Source organism: Rhizobium sp. WSM409, from assembly GCF_057653825.1.
The window spans coordinates 771,704-789,389 of record NZ_JBYGKP010000002.1; the positions used below are offsets into that span (position 1 = coordinate 771,704).

12 protein-coding genes and 3 pseudogenes are annotated in these 17,686 nt (G+C 61.2%); 9 read left to right on the forward strand and 6 right to left on the reverse strand.

The genetic code is table 11. The annotated features are described in order from the left end of the window. Positions 1–23: 23 nt before the first annotated feature. The 4 genes and pseudogenes from AC25BC_RS27180 to AC25BC_RS27195 all read right to left on the reverse strand — a co-directional run. Positions 24–290: pseudogene (locus AC25BC_RS27180) on the reverse strand (DNA-binding protein); the annotation flags it as partial. Between the two features lie 79 nt (positions 291–369). Next, entirely contained in the window at positions 370–1,233 is an 864-nt protein-coding gene (locus AC25BC_RS27185; RefSeq protein WP_128439714.1) for an alpha/beta fold hydrolase, read from the reverse strand. A gap of 2 nt (positions 1,234–1,235) precedes the next feature. Further along, entirely contained in the window at positions 1,236–1,517 is a 282-nt protein-coding gene (locus AC25BC_RS27190) for a hypothetical protein (RefSeq protein WP_003562757.1), read from the reverse strand. A 74-nt stretch (positions 1,518–1,591) separates the two neighbouring features. After that, positions 1,592–2,053, reverse strand: a complete 462-nt coding sequence (locus tag AC25BC_RS27195; protein ID WP_017996328.1) for a hypothetical protein — start codon at positions 2,051–2,053, stop codon at positions 1,592–1,594. A gap of 209 nt (positions 2,054–2,262) precedes the next feature. Between AC25BC_RS27195 and AC25BC_RS27200 the strand changes: the two genes are divergently transcribed. Both AC25BC_RS27200 and AC25BC_RS27205 read left to right on the forward strand, forming a co-directional pair. Beyond that, a complete protein-coding gene (locus AC25BC_RS27200; protein WP_003562755.1) occupies positions 2,263–8,562 on the forward strand; it encodes a HAMP domain-containing protein in 6,300 nt (2,099 codons plus the stop codon). Between the two features lie 10 nt (positions 8,563–8,572). Next, positions 8,573–10,249, forward strand: coding sequence for a response regulator (locus AC25BC_RS27205; RefSeq protein ID WP_003562753.1), 1,677 nt, complete (start codon positions 8,573–8,575; stop codon positions 10,247–10,249). Between the two features lie 35 nt (positions 10,250–10,284). On the opposite strand, the pseudogene AC25BC_RS27210 reads toward AC25BC_RS27205, so the two are convergent. Then, positions 10,285–10,432, reverse strand: a pseudogene (locus tag AC25BC_RS27210) (ribbon-helix-helix domain-containing protein); the annotation flags it as partial. Between the two features lie 187 nt (positions 10,433–10,619). Here AC25BC_RS27210 and treZ point away from each other — a divergent pair. Continuing rightward, entirely contained in the window at positions 10,620–12,380 is a 1,761-nt protein-coding gene (gene treZ, locus AC25BC_RS27215; protein ID WP_432431585.1) for a malto-oligosyltrehalose trehalohydrolase, read from the forward strand. Between the two features lie 29 nt (positions 12,381–12,409). Beyond that, positions 12,410–14,275, forward strand: coding sequence for a 4-alpha-glucanotransferase (gene malQ / locus AC25BC_RS27220; protein WP_128439716.1), 1,866 nt, complete (start codon positions 12,410–12,412; stop codon positions 14,273–14,275). Positions 14,276–14,780: 505 nt separating this feature from the next. On the opposite strand, the pseudogene AC25BC_RS27225 reads toward malQ, so the two are convergent. Then, a pseudogene (locus AC25BC_RS27225) lies at positions 14,781–15,026 on the reverse strand (hypothetical protein); the annotation flags it as partial. A 678-nt stretch (positions 15,027–15,704) separates the two neighbouring features. Between AC25BC_RS27225 and AC25BC_RS27230 the strand changes: the two are divergent. The 5 genes from AC25BC_RS27230 to AC25BC_RS27250 all read left to right on the forward strand — a co-directional run bounded on the left by AC25BC_RS27230 (position 15,705) and on the right by AC25BC_RS27250 (position 17,619). Beyond that, entirely contained in the window at positions 15,705–15,995 is a 291-nt protein-coding gene (locus AC25BC_RS27230; RefSeq protein WP_012755474.1) for a hypothetical protein, read from the forward strand. A 97-nt stretch (positions 15,996–16,092) separates the two neighbouring features. Then, positions 16,093–16,500 carry a hypothetical protein gene (locus tag AC25BC_RS27235; protein WP_026157594.1) on the forward strand — a complete coding sequence of 136 codons (408 nt, stop codon included), beginning with the start codon at positions 16,093–16,095 and terminating at the stop codon, positions 16,498–16,500. A 66-nt stretch (positions 16,501–16,566) separates the two neighbouring features. Continuing rightward, on the forward strand, positions 16,567–16,812 hold the full coding sequence (locus AC25BC_RS27240) for a hypothetical protein (RefSeq protein WP_003562742.1): 246 nt from the start codon (positions 16,567–16,569) through the stop codon (positions 16,810–16,812). A 179-nt stretch (positions 16,813–16,991) separates the two neighbouring features. Beyond that, on the forward strand, positions 16,992–17,222 hold the full coding sequence (locus AC25BC_RS27245) for a hypothetical protein (RefSeq protein WP_003562740.1): 231 nt from the start codon (positions 16,992–16,994) through the stop codon (positions 17,220–17,222). Between the two features lie 133 nt (positions 17,223–17,355). Next, entirely contained in the window at positions 17,356–17,619 is a 264-nt protein-coding gene (locus tag AC25BC_RS27250) for a hypothetical protein (RefSeq protein WP_003562738.1), read from the forward strand. The last annotated feature ends 67 nt before the right edge of the window (positions 17,620–17,686 follow it).

The window sequence follows — 17,686 nt, forward strand, 5'->3', positions numbered from 1 at the left end:
CCGGGCTACGTGCCATCACCCGCTAAACTGCAGCGATGCTCGTCATTGCGAGCCAGTGCCGGAACCAGCGGATCGAGATCGTTTATCGCCGCGCCCACCATGTCCGAGCGGCTGAGAAGCTGCGCCAACGATCCAGCGTCCGTCGTGGCTGAAAGCGTCTCGGCCAGCTCATTTGCCGGGACATTCGTAGAAATGCGCTCCAGCGCCGACGTCGCGCGTCGCAGAAACGCACTCCTGATGGAGTTCGGTTCTTCCTGCACAGTGAAGGGACCGGATACGTGATTGTCCACTGAGTGGCTCCTTGGTTGACAAGGTATTTTTGTGGCTCATGATCATATCAAGTCAACCATGTAACGAAGCCGGCGCTCATCAGTGAGCTCCAAAAAACTCCCTCATCGCCCGGGAGAGCGCATATGGATTTTCCTCGGCCACGTGGTGGCCGCTCTCTATGCCGAAACCTCGCACATCATCCGCCCAGCTTCGCCAGATGGCGACAGGATCGCCATAGATCTTTTCCAGGTCGTCCCTGAGCGACCAAAGGCACAGCATGGGGCAGGTCACTTTCCTGCCGGCGTCGCGGTCCGCGCTGTCGTGCAGATGATCGATGCTGAGGCCGGCACGATAATCCTCGATCATGCCATGGATCACAACGGGATCACGGATGACGTCGAGCAGGTCATCATAGGCCTCCGAACCCATCAGCCTGGGTGACAGCTTGTCGTACCAAGCTAGCGGATCGGCTGAAATTGCGCGTTCGGGTTTTTCCGGCTGGGCAAAGAAAAACCAGTGATACCAGTCTCTGGCAAAGGTCCAGTCGGCGCGCTCCAGATGCTCGATAACAGGAATGGCGTCCACGATGACGAGCTTGCGCACGCAGGCGGGATGATCCATCGCCATGCGGAACGCCGTTAAGCTTCCACGGTCGTGTCCCGCTACGAAGAAGCTTTCGTGTCCCAATCGTTTCATCAGCTCGACGAGGGCTTGAGCCTTGGCGCGCTTAGAGGAATTGCTGCTATCCGGAGCGTCGCCCGGCTGATAGGAGCGGCCGAAGCCAGGAAGATCGGGACAGACGACGTGGTAGCCCGATGACAAGAAATCTGCAGCTTTGCCCCAGGTCATATGGGTCCTTGGGTGGCCGTGGAGAAGAAGAACGGCTGGCCCCGATCCTCCGTGACGGACACGAAGCGAGCCTGCTGCGGTGTCGATCGCATCCAGGGTGAAGCCATCGAACATCTTCAGCTCAGCTTTCCCACGAGCTTGGCATAGTCCGAAAATGTCAGCCGTTCGCCTTTCCTGCCTGCCTCCTCGGCGAGCTGCAGCACACGGATGGGAAACAGGATCGCGGCGCGGTTGGCACCGGACAGTTCATGGTCGTCATCGTCTTCGATTGCCTTCTTGGCTTTCGAGAGCGCGGCATTGAGTTCTTGGCTGGTGAGCAATTCTTTCTCGACGATCGCATCACAAATCGACGCCATGGCCATGATCAGGCCCTTGAGCTGGAGGTTGGCCGTATTCATGAGAACTCCGAGGAAACGATGGATGGGACGATAGCGCTCCGGCTCATCGCCGATTGCGCCGCGGCATTGCTACATCAGTCCGGTTGAACCGGCCGGATCGTATCGACGGCGACGGCGCCCTCGAGGATCCCGCGCGTAATATCGCGCCTGTTCCGGTCGATCTCGATGACGGTGTAAAGCTTGTCGTCCCGAAAGGCGCTGGCATTGACCGTGGTGACATCCTCGGCGGGAGCCGCATCCACTTCCATGAAGTCGAGCTCACGAGACGCGGCGACGATCCTGGCGTCACCGGGCGTTCTGGCGGCAACGACGACAGTGCCGTGTCCGGGGGAATTGTCCCATCTCGGATCGTCGGGTGCGGCGATCGGCTCCAACCGGTAGATGTTGAGCATCTCGCCGCCTATGTCGGACGACGCTTGCGCAGCATCCTCGATTTGCGCCTGGCTCTCGACCGACTTTCCGAAAGTCGTCGGGCTGGTCGCGTTATTGATTTCTTCCTTGCCTGTCCTTGAGACGTTCGACATGTCGCTCTCCATTGTCAGAACGGTAACGACAGCCGGCAGCAAAGTGTTCCGCGCACGAAAAACCACAAATTTGACTGGAGCGGTTTCGGGCGAGCATTTCCGATATTTGCAACTATCAGGCTCATTTTGGGTGGTGAATCATGTTAGGATGAACGCGGGACGGCCCATACCATTTTCTGAGTTGAGCACTAAATTACCAGTCGTCGAATAGGGGGATTTTCGTGAGCAACCAAACTAGCGAATTCGCGCGCGACAGCGTTGCGGTAGATAGCCTCAATGGGCATGACCACAAAACGATGGCGTTCGACGACGCCAGCGCGCTTCTGGAAGTCCTTGTCGCGGTTAGGCGCGGCGACTTTTCCGTACGGATGCGGTCCGACCTGACAGGTCTCACCGGCAAAGTCGCCGATGCCCTCAACGACATCATTGCCGCCAATCAGCGCATGGCCCAGCAGCTCGAGCATGTCGGGCAGGTGGTCGGTCGGGACGGGCGAACGAGCACGCGCGTACGCTTCGGCCTGTCGGACGGCTCCTGGTCTGAAATGGAGGGATCGATCAATGGTCTGATCGACGATCTCCTGTGGCCGACGACAGCTGTTACGCGCACGATTACGGCTGTCGCCAAGGGAGATCTCTTGCGGACCGTGCCGCTCGACGTCGACGGGCGGCCGCTCAAAGGTGAATTCCTGCGCTCGGCCGATATCGTCAATACCATGATCAAGCAGTTGAGCGTCTTCACCTCGGAAGTAACCCGCGTCGCGCGCGAGGTCGGCACGGACGGAAAACTCGGCGGCCAGGCGCAGGTGCCGGAGGTGACCGGCGTCTGGAAGGACCTCACCGAAAGCGTGAACTCGATGGCGTCGAACCTGACGGCGCAGGTGCGCAACATCGCCGAAGTGACGATCGCCGTTGCCAATGGCGATCTTTCCAAGAAGATTACCGTCGACGTGCGCGGCGAGATCCTGCAGCTGAAGGAGGCGATCAACACCATGGTCGACCAGCTCAGATCCTTCGCCTCGGAAGTGACGCGCGTCGCCCGCGAGGTCGGCACCGAAGGCAAGCTCGGCGGACAGGCGCTGGTGCCGGGTGTCGCCGGAACCTGGAAGGACCTGACCGACAGCGTCAATGCCATGTGCGGCAACCTGACGGCTCAGGTGCGCAACATTGCCCAGGTGACCACGGCCGTGGCGCGCGGCGACCTGTCGCGCAAGATCACCGTCGACGTCTCGGGAGAAATCCTGGAGCTGAAGGAAACCATCAACACGATGGTCGATCAGCTCAACGGCTTTGCCGGCGAGGTGACGCGTGTGGCGCGTGAAGTCGGCACAGAGGGCCGCCTCGGCGGTCAGGCGCAGGTGCCAGGCGTCGCCGGCACCTGGAAGGACTTGACCGATAACGTCAATTCCATGGCCTCGAACCTCACCGCGCAGGTGCGCAACATCGCCGAGGTCTCGACTGCGATCGCCAACGGCGACCTCTCGAAGAAGATCACCGTTACGGTGTCTGGGGAAATCCTCGAGCTGAAGGAAACGATCAACACGATGGTCGATCAGTTGAACGCCTTTGCGTCGGAAGTGACCCGCGTGGCCCGCGAAGTCGGCACCGAAGGCCGGCTCGGCGGCCAGGCCAACGTGCGCGGCGTCGCCGGCACCTGGAAGGATCTAACTGAGAACGTCAACTCGATGGGCGGCAACCTGACGGCGCAGGTGCGCAATATCGCGGAAGTCTCGACTGCCATCGCCAATGGCGATTTGTCGAAGAAGATCACCGTCGACGTGAAGGGGGAGATCCTCGAATTGAAGGAGACCATCAATACGATGGTCGATCAGTTGAACGCCTTTGCCTCGGAAGTGACCCGCGTCGCCCGCGAAGTGGGCACGGAGGGCCGGCTCGGCGGCCAGGCGAATGTGCGCGGCGTTGCCGGCACCTGGAAGGACCTGACAGACAGCGTCAATTCCATGGCTTCCAACTTGACCGGGCAGGTGCGCAACATCGCCGAAGTCGCGACCGCCGTCGCCCAGGGAGACCTGTCCAAGAAGATCACCGTGACGGTGTCGGGCGAAATCCTCGAACTGAAAGAGACCATCAACACGATGGTCGATCAGCTCAACGGCTTTGCCGGCGAGGTGACGCGTGTGGCGCGCGAGGTCGGCACGGAAGGGCGGCTCGGCGGCCAGGCGAACGTGCTCGGCGTCGCCGGCACCTGGAAGGACCTGACCGACAGCGTCAACTCAATGGCAGGCAATCTGACGGCGCAGGTGCGCAACATCGCCGAAGTCTCGACTGCGATTGCCAATGGCGACCTGTCGAAGAAGATCACGGTGTCGGTCTCGGGTGAAATCCTCGAGCTCAAGGAAACGCTGAACACCATGGTCGATCAGCTGAACCGCTTTGCTTCCGAAGTCACCCGCGTTGCCCGCGAGGTCGGCACCGAGGGCAAGCTCGGCGGCCAGGCGCAGGTGCCAGGTGTCGCCGGCACCTGGAAGGATCTTACCGAAAACGTCAACTCCATGGCCTCCAACCTGACCGGCCAGGTGCGAAACATCGCCGAAGTGACGACGGCGGTGGCCCGCGGCGACCTGTCGCGCAAGATCACCGTCGACGTGAAGGGGGAAATCCTCGAACTGAAAAACACCATCAACACGATGGTGGACCAGCTCAACGCCTTTGCCGGCGAAGTGACGCGCGTCGCCCGCGAAGTCGGCACCGAAGGCAAGCTCGGCGGCCAGGCGCAGGTCTCCGGTGTTGCCGGCACCTGGAAGGACCTGACCGACAGCGTCAACTCCATGGCCGGCAACTTGACGGCGCAGGTGCGCAACATCGCCGAGGTGGCTACCGCTATCGCCAACGGCGACCTGTCGCGCAAGATCACGGTCGACGTGCGCGGCGAAATCCTGCTCTTGAAGGATACGCTGAATACCATGGTCGATCAGCTTCGCTCCTTTGCCGGCGAAGTGACACGTGTTGCCCGCGAAGTCGGCACCGATGGCAGGCTCGGCGGTCAGGCCGTCGTTCCCGGCGTCGCCGGCACCTGGAAGGATCTAACCGATAACGTCAACCTGCTCGCCGCCAATCTGACGACCCAGGTCCGCAACATCGCCGAAGTGACGACGGCCGTGGCGCGCGGCGACTTGTCGCGCAAGATCACCGTCGACGTGAAGGGGGAAATCCTCGAACTGAAGAACACCATCAATACGATGGTGGACCAGCTCAACGCCTTCGCCGGAGAAGTGACGCGTGTTGCCCGCGAAGTCGGCACCGAAGGCAAGCTCGGCGGCCAGGCGCAGGTGCCGGGCGTTGCCGGAACCTGGAAAGACCTGACCGACACCGTCAACGTCATGGCCGCCAACCTGACCGAGCAGGTGCGCGGCATCGTCAAGGTGGTGACGGCGGTGGCGAACGGCGACCTCAAGCAAAATCTCACCGTCGCATCGAAGGGCGAGGTGGCAGCCCTTGCCGAGACCATCAACAACATGACCAACACGCTCGCGACCTTTGCCGATCAGGTGACCACGGTTGCGCGTGAGGTGGGCGTGGAAGGCCGCCTCGGCGGTCAGGCGAATGTTCCAGGTACTGCGGGAACCTGGAAGGACTTGACCGGTAACGTCAACCTGCTGGCAGCCAACCTGACGACGCAGGTGCGCGCCATCGCCGAGGTGGCGACCGCCGTCACCAAGGGTGACCTGACGCGCTCGATCAAGGTCGACGCGCGCGGCGAAGTGGCCGAGCTCAAGGACAACATCAACACGATGATCGATAACCTCAGGCTGACCACCGAGCGCAACACCGAGCAGGACTGGCTGAAGACCAACCTGGCGCGCTTCACCAACATGCTGCAGGGGCAGCGCGACCTGACGCTGGTCGGCAAGATGCTGCTGTCGGAGCTGGCGCCTCTGGTCGGTGCCCATCAGGGGGTCATCTACCAGGTGGATTCCGACGAGCGGCAGCCGATCTTGTCGCTGCTCTCTGTCTACGCGAAAGGGGGCGAGGCGGCGCACCCGGCGCGGCTCGAATTCGGCCAGGGACTTGTCGGCCAGTGCGCCAGCGACGCCCGCCGCATCCTGGTCACCGACCTTCCCGACAATGTCGTTCCGATAAGCTCCGGCGTGTTCACGACCTTGCCGAGGAGCGCCATCGTGCTGCCTGTGCATTTCGAGGGGCAGGTGAAAGCAGTGATTGAGCTGGCCTCCGTCGGCGAATTCACCGAGTTGCAGCTGTCCTTCCTCGATCAGCTGACGACATCGATCGGCATCGTCCTCAACTCGATCGAAGCGACGATGCAGACCGAAGGCCTGCTCAAGCAGTCCCAGCAGCTTGCCGCCGAGCTTCAGACGCAGCAGCGCGAGCTGCAGCAGACCAACGAGCAGCTCGGACAAAAGGCGCAGCAACTGGAGGAGCGCAACGTCGAAGTCGAGGCGAAGAACCAGGAAATCGAGCAGGCCCGGCGCGCGCTCGAGGAAAAGGCAACCGAGCTGGCGCTGACATCGAAGTACAAATCCGAATTCCTCGCCAACATGTCGCATGAGCTGCGCACGCCCTTGAATTCGATCCTCATCCTCGGCCAGCAGCTGGGAGAAAATCCGGATGGCAACCTCTCGGGCAAACAGGTCGAGTTCGCAAAGACGATTCACGGCGCGGGAACCGATTTGTTGAACCTGATCAGCGACATCCTCGACCTGTCGAAGATCGAGTCCGGAACAGTCTCGGTCGATGCCGAGGAGATTTTTGTCAGCAACCTGCTCGAGATGATGGCGCGGCCATTCCGGCACGAGGCCGAAAACCGGGACCTGTCGTTCTCGGTCGATGTCGGCGCCGATGTTGCAAAGAGCCTCATCACGGATTCGAAGCGACTGCAGCAGATCCTCAAAAACCTGCTGTCGAATGCCTTCAAGTTCACCGCGCAGGGCGGCGTGACACTTCGCGTCGCGTCGGCAACGAGCGGCTGGTCGTCCGATCATCCCTCCCTCAAGCACGCGCCTTCGGTCATTGCCTTCGAAGTCGTCGATACCGGCATCGGCATACCGCCTGAAAAACAGCGCATCATTTTCGAGGCGTTCCAGCAGGCGGACGCTTCGACGAGCCGCAAATACGGCGGCACCGGCCTCGGCTTGGCGATCAGTCGCGAACTGGCGAACCTGCTCGGCGGCGAAATCCAGCTGCGCAGCACCCCCGGTATCGGCAGCACCTTCGTCCTCTATCTGCCGCTCACCTATGTCGGCGCCGGCGCGGCTGCCCCCAAGACCGTTCCGTCGGCAAATGTCGTAGAATTCGCCGAGGCGGCAGCAAACCGCCGCGCCGAAAAGCCGATCGAACATGTTGAAGACGATCGCCATCAGATAGAGGCCGGCGACTCCGTGCTGCTCGTCGTCGAGGACGATGCGCATTACGCCCGCGTGCTGGTGGATCTCGCCCGCGACAATGGATTCAAGGTTCTGGTGGCGATGCGTGGCAGCGATGCGCTCGCACTCGCGCAGGACTACAGGCCGGCGGCGATCTCGCTCGACATCTTTCTGCCCGATATGCTCGGCTGGACGGTGCTGAGCCAGCTCAAGCAGAATCCGCAGACGCGGCATATTCCGGTCCAGATCATCAGCCTCGACGAGGATCGCCAACATGGGCTGACCCGCGGCGCCTTCGCCTTCATGAGCAAGCCGACGACACCAGAAGGCCTTGGCAAGGCACTGTCGCGATTGAAGGCCTATGCACAACCGCGCCGCAAGCATCTGCTGCTGGTGGAAGACAACGAGGCCGAGCGTCTGAGCGTCACCGCCCTTCTCGGACATGACGACATCGATATCACCAGCGTCGGCTCCGGATCGGAGGCTCTCGCAGCCCTTCGGCAGAATGCCGCCGACTGCGTGGTGCTCGACCTTTCCCTTCCCGACATGTCCGGCTTCGACGTGCTGGAGCAGATACGCGACGACGCCGAGATCGGCGAGGTGCCGGTGGTCGTCTTCACCGGCCGGGAGCTTTCCGCCGAGGAAGACGCGGCACTGCACAGCATGGCCCGCAGCGTCGTGGTCAAGGGGGTCGAGTCGCCCGAACGTCTCCTGGATGAGACGGCCTTGTTCCTGCACCGGGTGGTCGCCGACCTGCCGGCCGCAAAACAGGCGACGCTGCAGGAACTGCACAGCTCGGATGAGGATCTTGTCGGCGAGACCGTGCTGCTCGTCGACGACGATGCCCGCAACATCTTCGCGCTGAGCAGCGTCCTCGAACGCCGGGGAATGAAGGTCCTGACCGCGACGACCGGCAGCGAAGCCATCGATGTCATCAACAACGAACCCTCTGTCGCGATCGTGCTGATGGACATCATGATGCCTGGAATGGACGGCTACGAGACGATGCAGCTCATCCGTTCGGAGCCCCGGTTCCGGCGGCTGCCGATCGTGGCGCTGACGGCCAAGGCGATGAAGGGCGACCGCGAGAAATGCCTGGAAGCGGGCGCATCCGACTATCTGGCGAAGCCGGTCAATACCGAACAGCTTCTGTCGGCTCTTCGCATGTGGCTGCATCGCTGAGGACCTCGCCATGAACCCCGTCAACATCCTCCTCGTCGACGACCAACCGGCAAAGCTCCTGAGTTACGAGGTCATTCTCGAAGAGCTCGAGGAAAACCTCATCAAGGCGCAATCCGCTCGCGAAGCCTTCGAGCACCTGTTACGCACTGAAATCGCGGTGATCCTCGTTGATGTCTGCATGCCCGAACAGGATGGGTTCGAGCTCGTCAGCATGATCCGGCAGCATCCGCGCTATCAGAACACGCCGATCATCTTTGTTTCCGCCGTGATGCTGGCGGAACCCGACCGGCTGCGCGGCTATGCTGTGGGCGCGGTCGACTACGTCTCTGTTCCGATCGTCCCCGAGGTGCTGAGAGCCAAGGTGCGGGTCTTTGCCGAGCTCTACAGGAAGACGAGGGAACTCGAACGCCTGAACGTCGAGCTGGAGGCCCGCGTTCACCAGCGCACCGCCGAGCTCGAGGCTTCTGCAGCGCAGTTGCGTGAGCTCAACGAGGAACTCGAGCACCGGATCGATCAACGGACGCGGGAGCGCGAAGAGGCGCTCGCACAGCTGTTCGAGGCGCAGAAGCTCGACACGATTGGCCACCTGACGGGTGGCGTGGCCCACGACTTCAATAACCTCCTGATGGCAGTTCTCGGCAGCCTGAATCTTCTCAAGAAGCGGCTTCCGGCCGATGAACGCAGTGAACGCCTGGTGACGAACGCGATCCAGGCGGCCGAACGCGGCACGGCGCTCACCCAGCGCCTGCTTGCTTTCGCACGCCGCCAGGAGCTTAAGCCGCAGGCGGTCGACTTCTTCAGGCTGTTCGAAAACGTCGAGGATCTTCTCGCCAAGGCGGTGGGGCCGCGCATCGAAATCCGCAAAAGCATCCCGGCGGATCTGGCACCCCTCCTGGTCGACAGCAACCAGTTGGAACTGGCGTTGCTCAACCTGTTCGTCAATGCGCGGGATGCGCTCGAAAGCGGCGGAGCCGTGACGGTTGCCGCGGCGGCAGCCGAAGAAGCCCGGCCGGCCAGCCTTGCAGGCGGAAATTACATCAGGATATCGGTGTCGGACGATGGCGAGGGGATGGACGAGGCAACGGTCTCGCGTGCCGCCGAACCGTTTTTCACCACCAAGGGGGTCGGCAAGGGCACCGGTCTCGGCCTGTCGATGGTGCATGGCCTGGCGGCGCAATCCGGTGGCTCGATCCAGATATCAAGCGTTAGGGGCAAAGGCACGACGGTTTCGCTGTGGCTGCCCGTTGCCGAAACCTTCGTCAAGGTGCAGCCGGCTGTCGAGCCTCCGGCCCCGGAGCCCTTGAAAATCGCGTCGCGGCCGCTTGCCATTCTCGTTGTCGACGACGACGCCCTTGTGAGGACGGGAACCGTGGCGATGCTGGAGGATCTCGGGCACCTGCCACAGGAAGCGTCTTCCGCTTCCCAGGCCTTGGAATTCTTTGCCCACGGGCAGGATTGCGATCTCGTCATCACCGATCATGCCATGCCGGGCATGACGGGCGCCGAGCTTGCGCGTCACCTTCGCTCCTCCTTTCCAGGCCTGCCCATCATCCTTGCCTCAGGCTATGCCGAAATTTCCGAGGACCATGGCCTCGGCCGGATGCTGCGGATGAAGAAGCCATTCACACAGGAACAGCTTCAGGCGGCGATGGATCAGGCGCTCTCGGGCAAAGTCGCGGCGGCCTGAGGGTCGAAGTGGGCCCTAATTTCTGTTCGCAGCTAATGATCGACGGCATTCTCGCGTTCCTGCAAAGCCCGCAGTCCCTCGCGTGTGACTTCGCTCTCCGAGGCGTAATCACCGTTGAACCTGTTTAACGCGCTTCGCCATTTCCACGGGCAACGTGATGCTCATTTGTTGCGTCGAACGCATCATTACACTCCTATTTTTTGCAGGTTTACAGAAATCGATAGGATGGAATCATACTCTTTGGGTCTCTTCCGGAGGGCACCTCGCGACGGAGGCCGCTTTGCGCTCTTCGTGCGTGCGAAACTTTTTGCCCTGACAAAAGTTACCCAGATCCCATCCCAATTTCATCGAAGGCTTTCCTTTGACCCAAATGACGTTCGGACCGGCATCCACTGAAGAGGGCATTCTATTCCGCCTCTGGGCTCCCTTGCATGAAAGCGTGTTGTTGAAGATCGAAGGCGCTGATCCGCGGCCAATGCAGGCGGTCGGGGACGGCTGGCACCACTCTACAGTCGCGGATGCCAGTGTCGGTACGAGCTACCGCTTCATCCTGCCGGACGGTCTCGAAATACCCGACCCCGCCTCGCGGTTTCAGCCGCAGGATGTGCACGGACCGAGCGAAGTGGTCGACCTTTCCTTCTATCGCTGGAAGACGAGCGACTGGACGGGACGGCCCTGGGAAGAGATGGTGATCTATGAGATGCATATCGGCTGCTTCACGCCGGAGGGTACTTTCAAGGCCGCGATCGAGCGGCTCGACCATCTGCGAGCTTTGGGCGTCACGGCGCTGCAGATCATGCCGCTGAGTGAATTTCCCGGCCGTTACAGCTGGGGTTATGACGGGGTGCTTCCCTATGCTCCGGACAGCAGCTACGGCCGGCCGGAAGATTTCATGGCGTTGGTGGACGCAGCGCACCAGCACGGCATCTCGGTTTTCCTGGACGTGGTCTACAATCACTTCGGGCCGGACGGCAATTACATCCCGGCCTATGCACCGCTCTTTACCGATCATCACAAGACGCCCTGGGGCAACGGTATCAATTACGACGGCGACGGGTCGGAGATGATCCGCGAATTCATCATCGAGAACGCCATCTATTGGATCACCGAGTTCAGGCTCGACGGTTTCCGCTTCGATGCCGTGCATGCCATCAAGGACGATAGCTCCGAGCATCTGCTTCACGCGCTTGCCCGCCGCGTCAGGGCCGCGGCCGGCGACCGGCATGTTCATCTGATCGTCGAAAACGAGGAGAACGACAGCGACCTATTGCAGCGTGACGAAAACGGGGAAGTGAAGCTGTTCACCGCCCAGTGGAACGACGACGTGCACCATGTGTTGCATATCACCGCCACCGGCGAAACCTTCGGCTATTACGCCGATTACGCTGGTGACGCCGGCAAGCTCGGCCGGGCGCTGGCGGAAGGTTTCGTGTTTCAGGGGGAACACATGCCTTATCGCGGCGGAAGCCGTGGCAAGCCGAGCGGCCATCTGCCGCCCACCGCTTTTATCTCCTTCATCCAGAACCATGACCAGATCGGCAACAGGGCGCTGGGGGATAGGGTTCTGGCTTCGAGCCCGGCTGATGTCGTCAAGGCGGTCGCCGCCATCTACCTGCTGGCGCCTGAGATCCCGATGCTGTTCATGGGGGAGGAATGGGGCGCCACAGAACCTTTCCCCTTCTTCTGCGATTTCGACGAGGATCTGAACGAGAAGGTCAGGAAAGGCCGTCGCGAGGAGCTTTCCCGTCTCCCGGGCTTCGACGCTGACGACCTTCTAGACCCGACGGCGCCATCGACCTTTGCCGCCGCCAAGCTGGACTGGTCGAAACTCGCCTCTTCCGAGTTAATCGGTTTTTACAGGATGCTTCTCGACCTCCGGCACCGCAGGATCGTGCCTTTGCTGAAAGGCGCTGGCGCCGGAACCGCGGTCTATCGCTCGGCGGAAAGCGCGCTCGCGGTGGATTGGACCCTGGCGCAGAACCGGCGTCTTCATCTGCAGGCCAACCTCGGCGCCGAGGCGGTGCCGCTCGTCTCGCCGCAGGACGACGGCGAGACGATCTTCGGTCTCGGCGGCAGCGACGGCGGCGATCTCGCACCCTGGACGGTGATTTGGAAAATCAGCGAGGCGTAACGGCGTGCTGACAGGAAGGCGATTAAAAGATGAAACCTGCTGAGCTCGACAAGCTCGCCCGCCGGCACGGCATCAGCCTGACCAGGCCCAGTCCGGACAATCGGGAGGTGGCGATATCAGCCAAGACCAAGCGCAAGATCCTCTCGGCACTGAAGATCGACGTGCCGGGAACGGCCGATCCCGAGACCGGCGCGCCGCGGCGGGAGCCCAAGCCGGCGGCTAAGAAGATCGCCAGGTCATTTCTGCCCGATTTCCTTTCCGGCACGCGTGTCTGGGGCTTGAGCCTGCAGCTTTACGAGCTCCGTTCGGCGCGCAACTGGGGCATAGGAGACTTCGAGGATCTGTCGGATATGGCGGATCTCGCAGGATCGTTGGGCGCCGATTTCATCGGCCTCACCCCGCTTCACGCGCCGTTTCTCGCCGATCCAGACCGTTGCAGTCCCTACGAGCCGTCGAGCCGCCAGCATCTCAACCCGCTCTATATCGCGGTCGACCGATTGCCGGGTTTTGCCTGCGGTCCCGAACTCGAACGGCATTTGGAAAGCCTTCGCCAAACCGATCTCGTCGACTACGTCGGCGTCGCACGGATCAAGCTGAGGGTCCTGCGCGATCTTTGGCCGGCCTGGCGACAGAGCAGCGTGATCGACGATGCCTATGATCCGGCCGATTTCGACGCCTTCATCACGCAAGGTGCTAACAGCCTGCGGCTGCATGCGCTTTTCGAATCCCTCTCGTTTTCCATGGTCGAGCGCGGGACAGGCGCCGGCTGGCAAAGTTGGCCGGCCGATTTCCAGCGCTTCGAAAGCGCCGCCGTTGCCGAATTCGAGCGCGAACACGCGGACGACGTCCTTTTCCACATGTGGCTGCAATGGCTCGCCCACCGGCAGCTGATGCAGGCGGCGGACCGGGCGCGGAAGGCAGGCCTGCGGATCGGGCTCTATCTCGATCTTGCCGTCGGGGAGGCGGTCGACGGTTCCGCGACGTGGAGCGAGCCGGATACCTATGTCTCGAAGGCCACCATCGGCAGCCCACCCGATCCATTCGCCGTGGACGGGCAGGACTGGCACCTTGCCGGATATCTGCCTTCCGCGATCGCGGCAGGAGAAATGTCGCCTTTCCGGCGCATGCTGAGCGCTGCCATGCGATATGCGGGCGCCATCCGCATCGACCACGCCGCAGCACTTCGCCGCCTCTTCCTGGTGCCATTGGGCAGCAGGCCGGACGGCGGAGCCTATGTCCGCTATCCCCAGGACCGGCTTCTGCAGATCCTCGCCGAAGTGTCCGCCGAGCATCGGTGCCTCGTTATCGGAGAAGACCTGGGCCTGATCCCCAAGGGATTGCAGGACGATCTGGCGGCGGCCCACATTCTCTCCTACCGCATCCTTTCCTATGAACAGGACGAGAAGGGCTTCAAGCCGGCGGACGTCTATCCCGCCATGGCTTTGGCCTGCATTTCGACGCATGACCACCAAACCCTTGCCGGCTGGTGGCGCGGCGCCGACATTCAGGCCCGGTGCGACCACGGCATCGTGCCGCCCGATCTCACCAAGAAGCACCTCGAAGACCGCAAGCGCGAGCGGAGGAACCTGAAAGCGGCGCTGAAGGCTGCCGGCCTCGAACTGCCGGCCAGGCTTTTCCAAGCGCGGGCAAGCGAGGAGACGCTAAGGGAATTGACCGTCAGCGCTTATCGCTTCATCGCCAGGACGCCCTCGCTTCTCGCCGCGGTCCGTCTCGCCGATCTCACCGACGAAAAAAGGCCAACCAACGTGCCAGGCACCAGCGACAGCTATCCGAACTGGAAGCCGAAGCTATCGGTTTTGCTCGCCGATCTGATGTCGAGCCCGCTGCTGAAGAGCGTGACGGCGGCAATGCGGGAGGAACGTCCGCGGGAGTGATCAAGGCCGGGCGAGCCGTTCGCTTCATCATTGTCGTTTGATAGGGCCTGGCGCGCATATGGAAATCGCTTCGCGCAGGGAACCAATAGGAAGCCGGTGAATTTCAACGGAATAAGGCATTGCCGAGACGAGGACCCGTCCGCCGCGTCGAATGCGGCGACTATATTGATGGAAAAAAGACCATGACGAGCGCATTCATCCTTATCGCGTTGGCTCTGATCATCATCTACGTCGGTCCGATATTGCTGTTCATCTGCGTCGGATATGCCGATTATATGCTGGAGCGGCGAAGGCATATGGTGGCGTTGAAGCACGCCGTGAAGCGTCGCAGCGACGAATTTTAGAGCCTTTCGCGGTAAAACCGCTTCGCACTTCTCCTGGAATGGCTCGAGGTGGCGGACGCCTTTCGTCGGCTTGTTACTATGATTTCCCAGAAAAGGGATGCAGAGGCAGGTTTGCAAAACCCGCCTCCGGCAGAGGCGTTGTGAAACGCCTTTGCGAATAGCTAGTCGTTCGCCGTGACCTTGACGCCAAGCAGCGAAGAAATGGTGTTCGGTGCGCCCTTGGCCGCGCCGATGTCCATCGGGACGGGAACCGGCTTTTCCGGCGGCGCTGATCGTCAGGCATTTCGGTCCGTCGAGATAAGTGTTGACGGCAGCCGCCACCTGGTTTTGCAACTCGTCATATTGAGCTGCGCCATCATCATCGGCGCGACGCCTTTCAGCGATTGCGCCAGCAGGTCGCCCGTGACGGCAGCAATTCAAGGCGCGACAGCGTCTTTTGCGCGTCAGAAAACACGCGCGGCACTGCAGGATTCTATTGCGCATTTCCGACACCTCTCCGCGAAACAAATAGGCGAGCGCAAAGATTACCAGGAAGGGGTAGACAAGCACGATCATCGGTAAGCCGGCAGCCAGCGCATCGTCCTGCACATAGATGTTGAGGATACCGGCTCCGAGCACAAAGGGATACAGCGGCGCAAATCTGTCGAACCACATCCTGAAAGGCCCCGCCAGGAGAAGAACGAGCGCTGGCAGAATGAAAGTGCCGAGATTTCTTGCGACATTCATGAGCTCGGGACCGAACGGTTCGGTGGAGGAATAAAGTCGGCCGATCTGGCAGGCCGCCCACAGAGCAGCGATCGCGGGCCCGGGCATACCCGGCTGGTCTTGCTAACATCGCCGTCATCATATCCGCGCATATTCTCGGATTTACCACTCGGTCTACGAAAAGTTCAACGCCAACGTGAGGGGATAGGCGACTGCATGGGCTTCGACAGAACGACGCGATGCCGCGGTCGTTCCGGTTTCGAGCGAATTCTCGCCTGCTCTGATGTATCCGGCCAAATTCTGGAACAATGTCTGTCGTCCCCTGTTACATTGACGATAAAAGCGCGTGCCGCGTGAAGACAAGGCAGCTGGAGGGATCGATGAAGCGGAGCATAGGATTTGGGCTGGTTTTTGCGGTTGTGCTGACAGGCTGTACGACCGGAGCAGGCAGTTATTCGTCGGCAGGACTGGCACCCATTCCCGGCAGCATCACGTATAATGGCCAGCCTCGCACCAAGTTGACGAAATCGCCGGTGGGCTCTTCCTTCCCCCACACCTTCACAGATCAATGGGGGCGCCAGGTCGAGGAGATCTACATCATCCGGCCCGACCGGAGCTTGCTGATCGCCGAGCGCCACTACCGGCCGGTCTTCTCGCTCGACGACGACTAGACGGGAAAATTTTAGGTCCCTTTGACCTGTATCTGAATCCTGTCTCCGAAAGCCGCTCACACTTTTCGGCATCATGTTCCAGGAAGGAGAAATGATCATGCCGCGCCGCAAGAGCACTGAGACGACGACCCTCGACACCAAGGGAGCCAAGATCGGCGAGCCCGTTCCGAAAGCCGTCATCGATACGAATACCGCATCGGTCGGCGTTCCCCGACAGTCTGATCATGACCTGGCCGAAGAGCTCGGCGCGTTGCGAAAGCAGATCGGCACGCTCCAGCAACAGGTCCTCGATGCCGCCCGATCGGTAAAGGGGAGTGCCGGGAAAGCAATGAGTCAGACGGAAGCGGCGGTGAAGCTCTACCCGGCCTCAACGCTGCTGATCGTCGCGGCGGTCGCCGGCGCACTTGCCTTGGCTGGGCGTCGCGCCGCCCTGCCGCGCCATCGGCCTCAACCCGCACTGCGGGAGTTGCGGGATCTCTACGACACGATCCGCGAGCGCATCTGACAAGATTTCAGGATTGTCAGCATCACGATTCTGGCCGACCCTTCATTATCGAAGCGAGGGGACGGCATGTTCGACATCATCATACGCAGCGCGCTGGATATCGTTGGGCGAACTGAGCGCCTTATCGAGGCAATGAGGCGAATGCTCCAGAATGACGACCTCGACGAAGTCGAGGTCTACGAGCTCGATCATGAGATCGAGCGGCTCGGGGACGTGGTTTTCAACGTGGACGAAGCCGTTCGATCGTTGGCACGCACGGTCGAATGGCCGCAGGCCGCTCTCGCACACGGGATCCGACGGACATTGCATTGACGGTTGATGGCCGCTTTGGCAGCTGACGCGTCACCAATTCCGCTTTGAGTTAGCAGTGCCGATCCTGCGTGTCACGCCGATGTCACGCGACCGTCGCAGCAATATGTGCTTGATGGACACCGTTAGGCTCAGACCAGGCGCGGTGGGGCTAAAATTGCTTTTTTCGTTGGGGCATCGCAATGACCTTGAAATCCTCGGGGGAGAAATCTCAACCCCATGAATTCATCTTTCCGGTTCACACCCGGACGATCGCAGAGATCAGGTACAATAGTCTCAGCCGCATCATGACGGTGGTCTATCACGACGGCCATTCCTGCACGACTTCCGGCATACAAGGACCCGCAATGCTGAGGATCCTCGCCCAGCGTCCGTTGGAGCGCTCTCCGTTTCTGTTGCAGACGGTCATCTGAGGGGAAAACACGTGGCGGGCCTTTTCCGGCACGGCGCTGCTGGGCATCGGTTTGTTTAATCAGCACGGTCGTGCATCTATTTCCCCCGGGCTGCGTTCACTCCGAAGAGCCGGACCTATTGGAGAGAACGCCCATGACCTTTCCACGACCTAAAACCGAATCTCCCGCGGAGCGCTTCGAAGAGGCGACCGCAGCCGCGCGCGACGCTTTGGAAAGGCTGATTGCAGCCGCCAATGAAGCCGGATGGGGCACTGAGGAGATAACCGCAGCACTGCTTAAGGCCGCCCAGTCTTTAAGCGATGCCAACAAGAGAGATCCCGATCCGGCAGACGACCCCTCAATCAGCGACGCAGCCACCAGGCAGGACCAGATCGGCCACGGCGAACTCTATGATTAGTGGGCGTAGCACTGGTTTTTCCCCGCGATGGGACGAGAGTTGCCGGAATTCATGTTCGAGTGTTGCA

Excerpts from the sequence above, each read along its gene's own strand:
- AC25BC_RS27195 (WP_017996328.1), bottom strand. The coding sequence starts at position 2,053 with ATGGAGAGCGACATGTCGAACGTCTCAAGGACAGGCAAGGAAGAAATC.
- malQ (WP_128439716.1), top strand. The coding sequence starts at position 12,410 with ATGAAACCTGCTGAGCTCGACAAGCTCGCCCGCCGGCACGGCATCAGC.
- AC25BC_RS27185 (WP_128439714.1), bottom strand. The coding sequence starts at position 1,233 with ATGTTCGATGGCTTCACCCTGGATGCGATCGACACCGCAGCAGGCTCG.
- AC25BC_RS27240 (WP_003562742.1), top strand. The coding sequence starts at position 16,567 with ATGTTCGACATCATCATACGCAGCGCGCTGGATATCGTTGGGCGAACT.
- AC25BC_RS27230 (WP_012755474.1), top strand. The coding sequence starts at position 15,705 with ATGAAGCGGAGCATAGGATTTGGGCTGGTTTTTGCGGTTGTGCTGACA.
- AC25BC_RS27235 (WP_026157594.1), top strand. The coding sequence starts at position 16,093 with ATGCCGCGCCGCAAGAGCACTGAGACGACGACCCTCGACACCAAGGGA.
- AC25BC_RS27250 (WP_003562738.1), top strand. The coding sequence starts at position 17,356 with ATGACCTTTCCACGACCTAAAACCGAATCTCCCGCGGAGCGCTTCGAA.
- AC25BC_RS27245 (WP_003562740.1), top strand. The coding sequence starts at position 16,992 with ATGACCTTGAAATCCTCGGGGGAGAAATCTCAACCCCATGAATTCATC.
- treZ (WP_432431585.1), top strand. The coding sequence starts at position 10,620 with ATGACGTTCGGACCGGCATCCACTGAAGAGGGCATTCTATTCCGCCTC.
- AC25BC_RS27205 (WP_003562753.1), top strand. The coding sequence starts at position 8,573 with ATGAACCCCGTCAACATCCTCCTCGTCGACGACCAACCGGCAAAGCTC.
- AC25BC_RS27190 (WP_003562757.1), bottom strand. The coding sequence starts at position 1,517 with ATGAATACGGCCAACCTCCAGCTCAAGGGCCTGATCATGGCCATGGCG.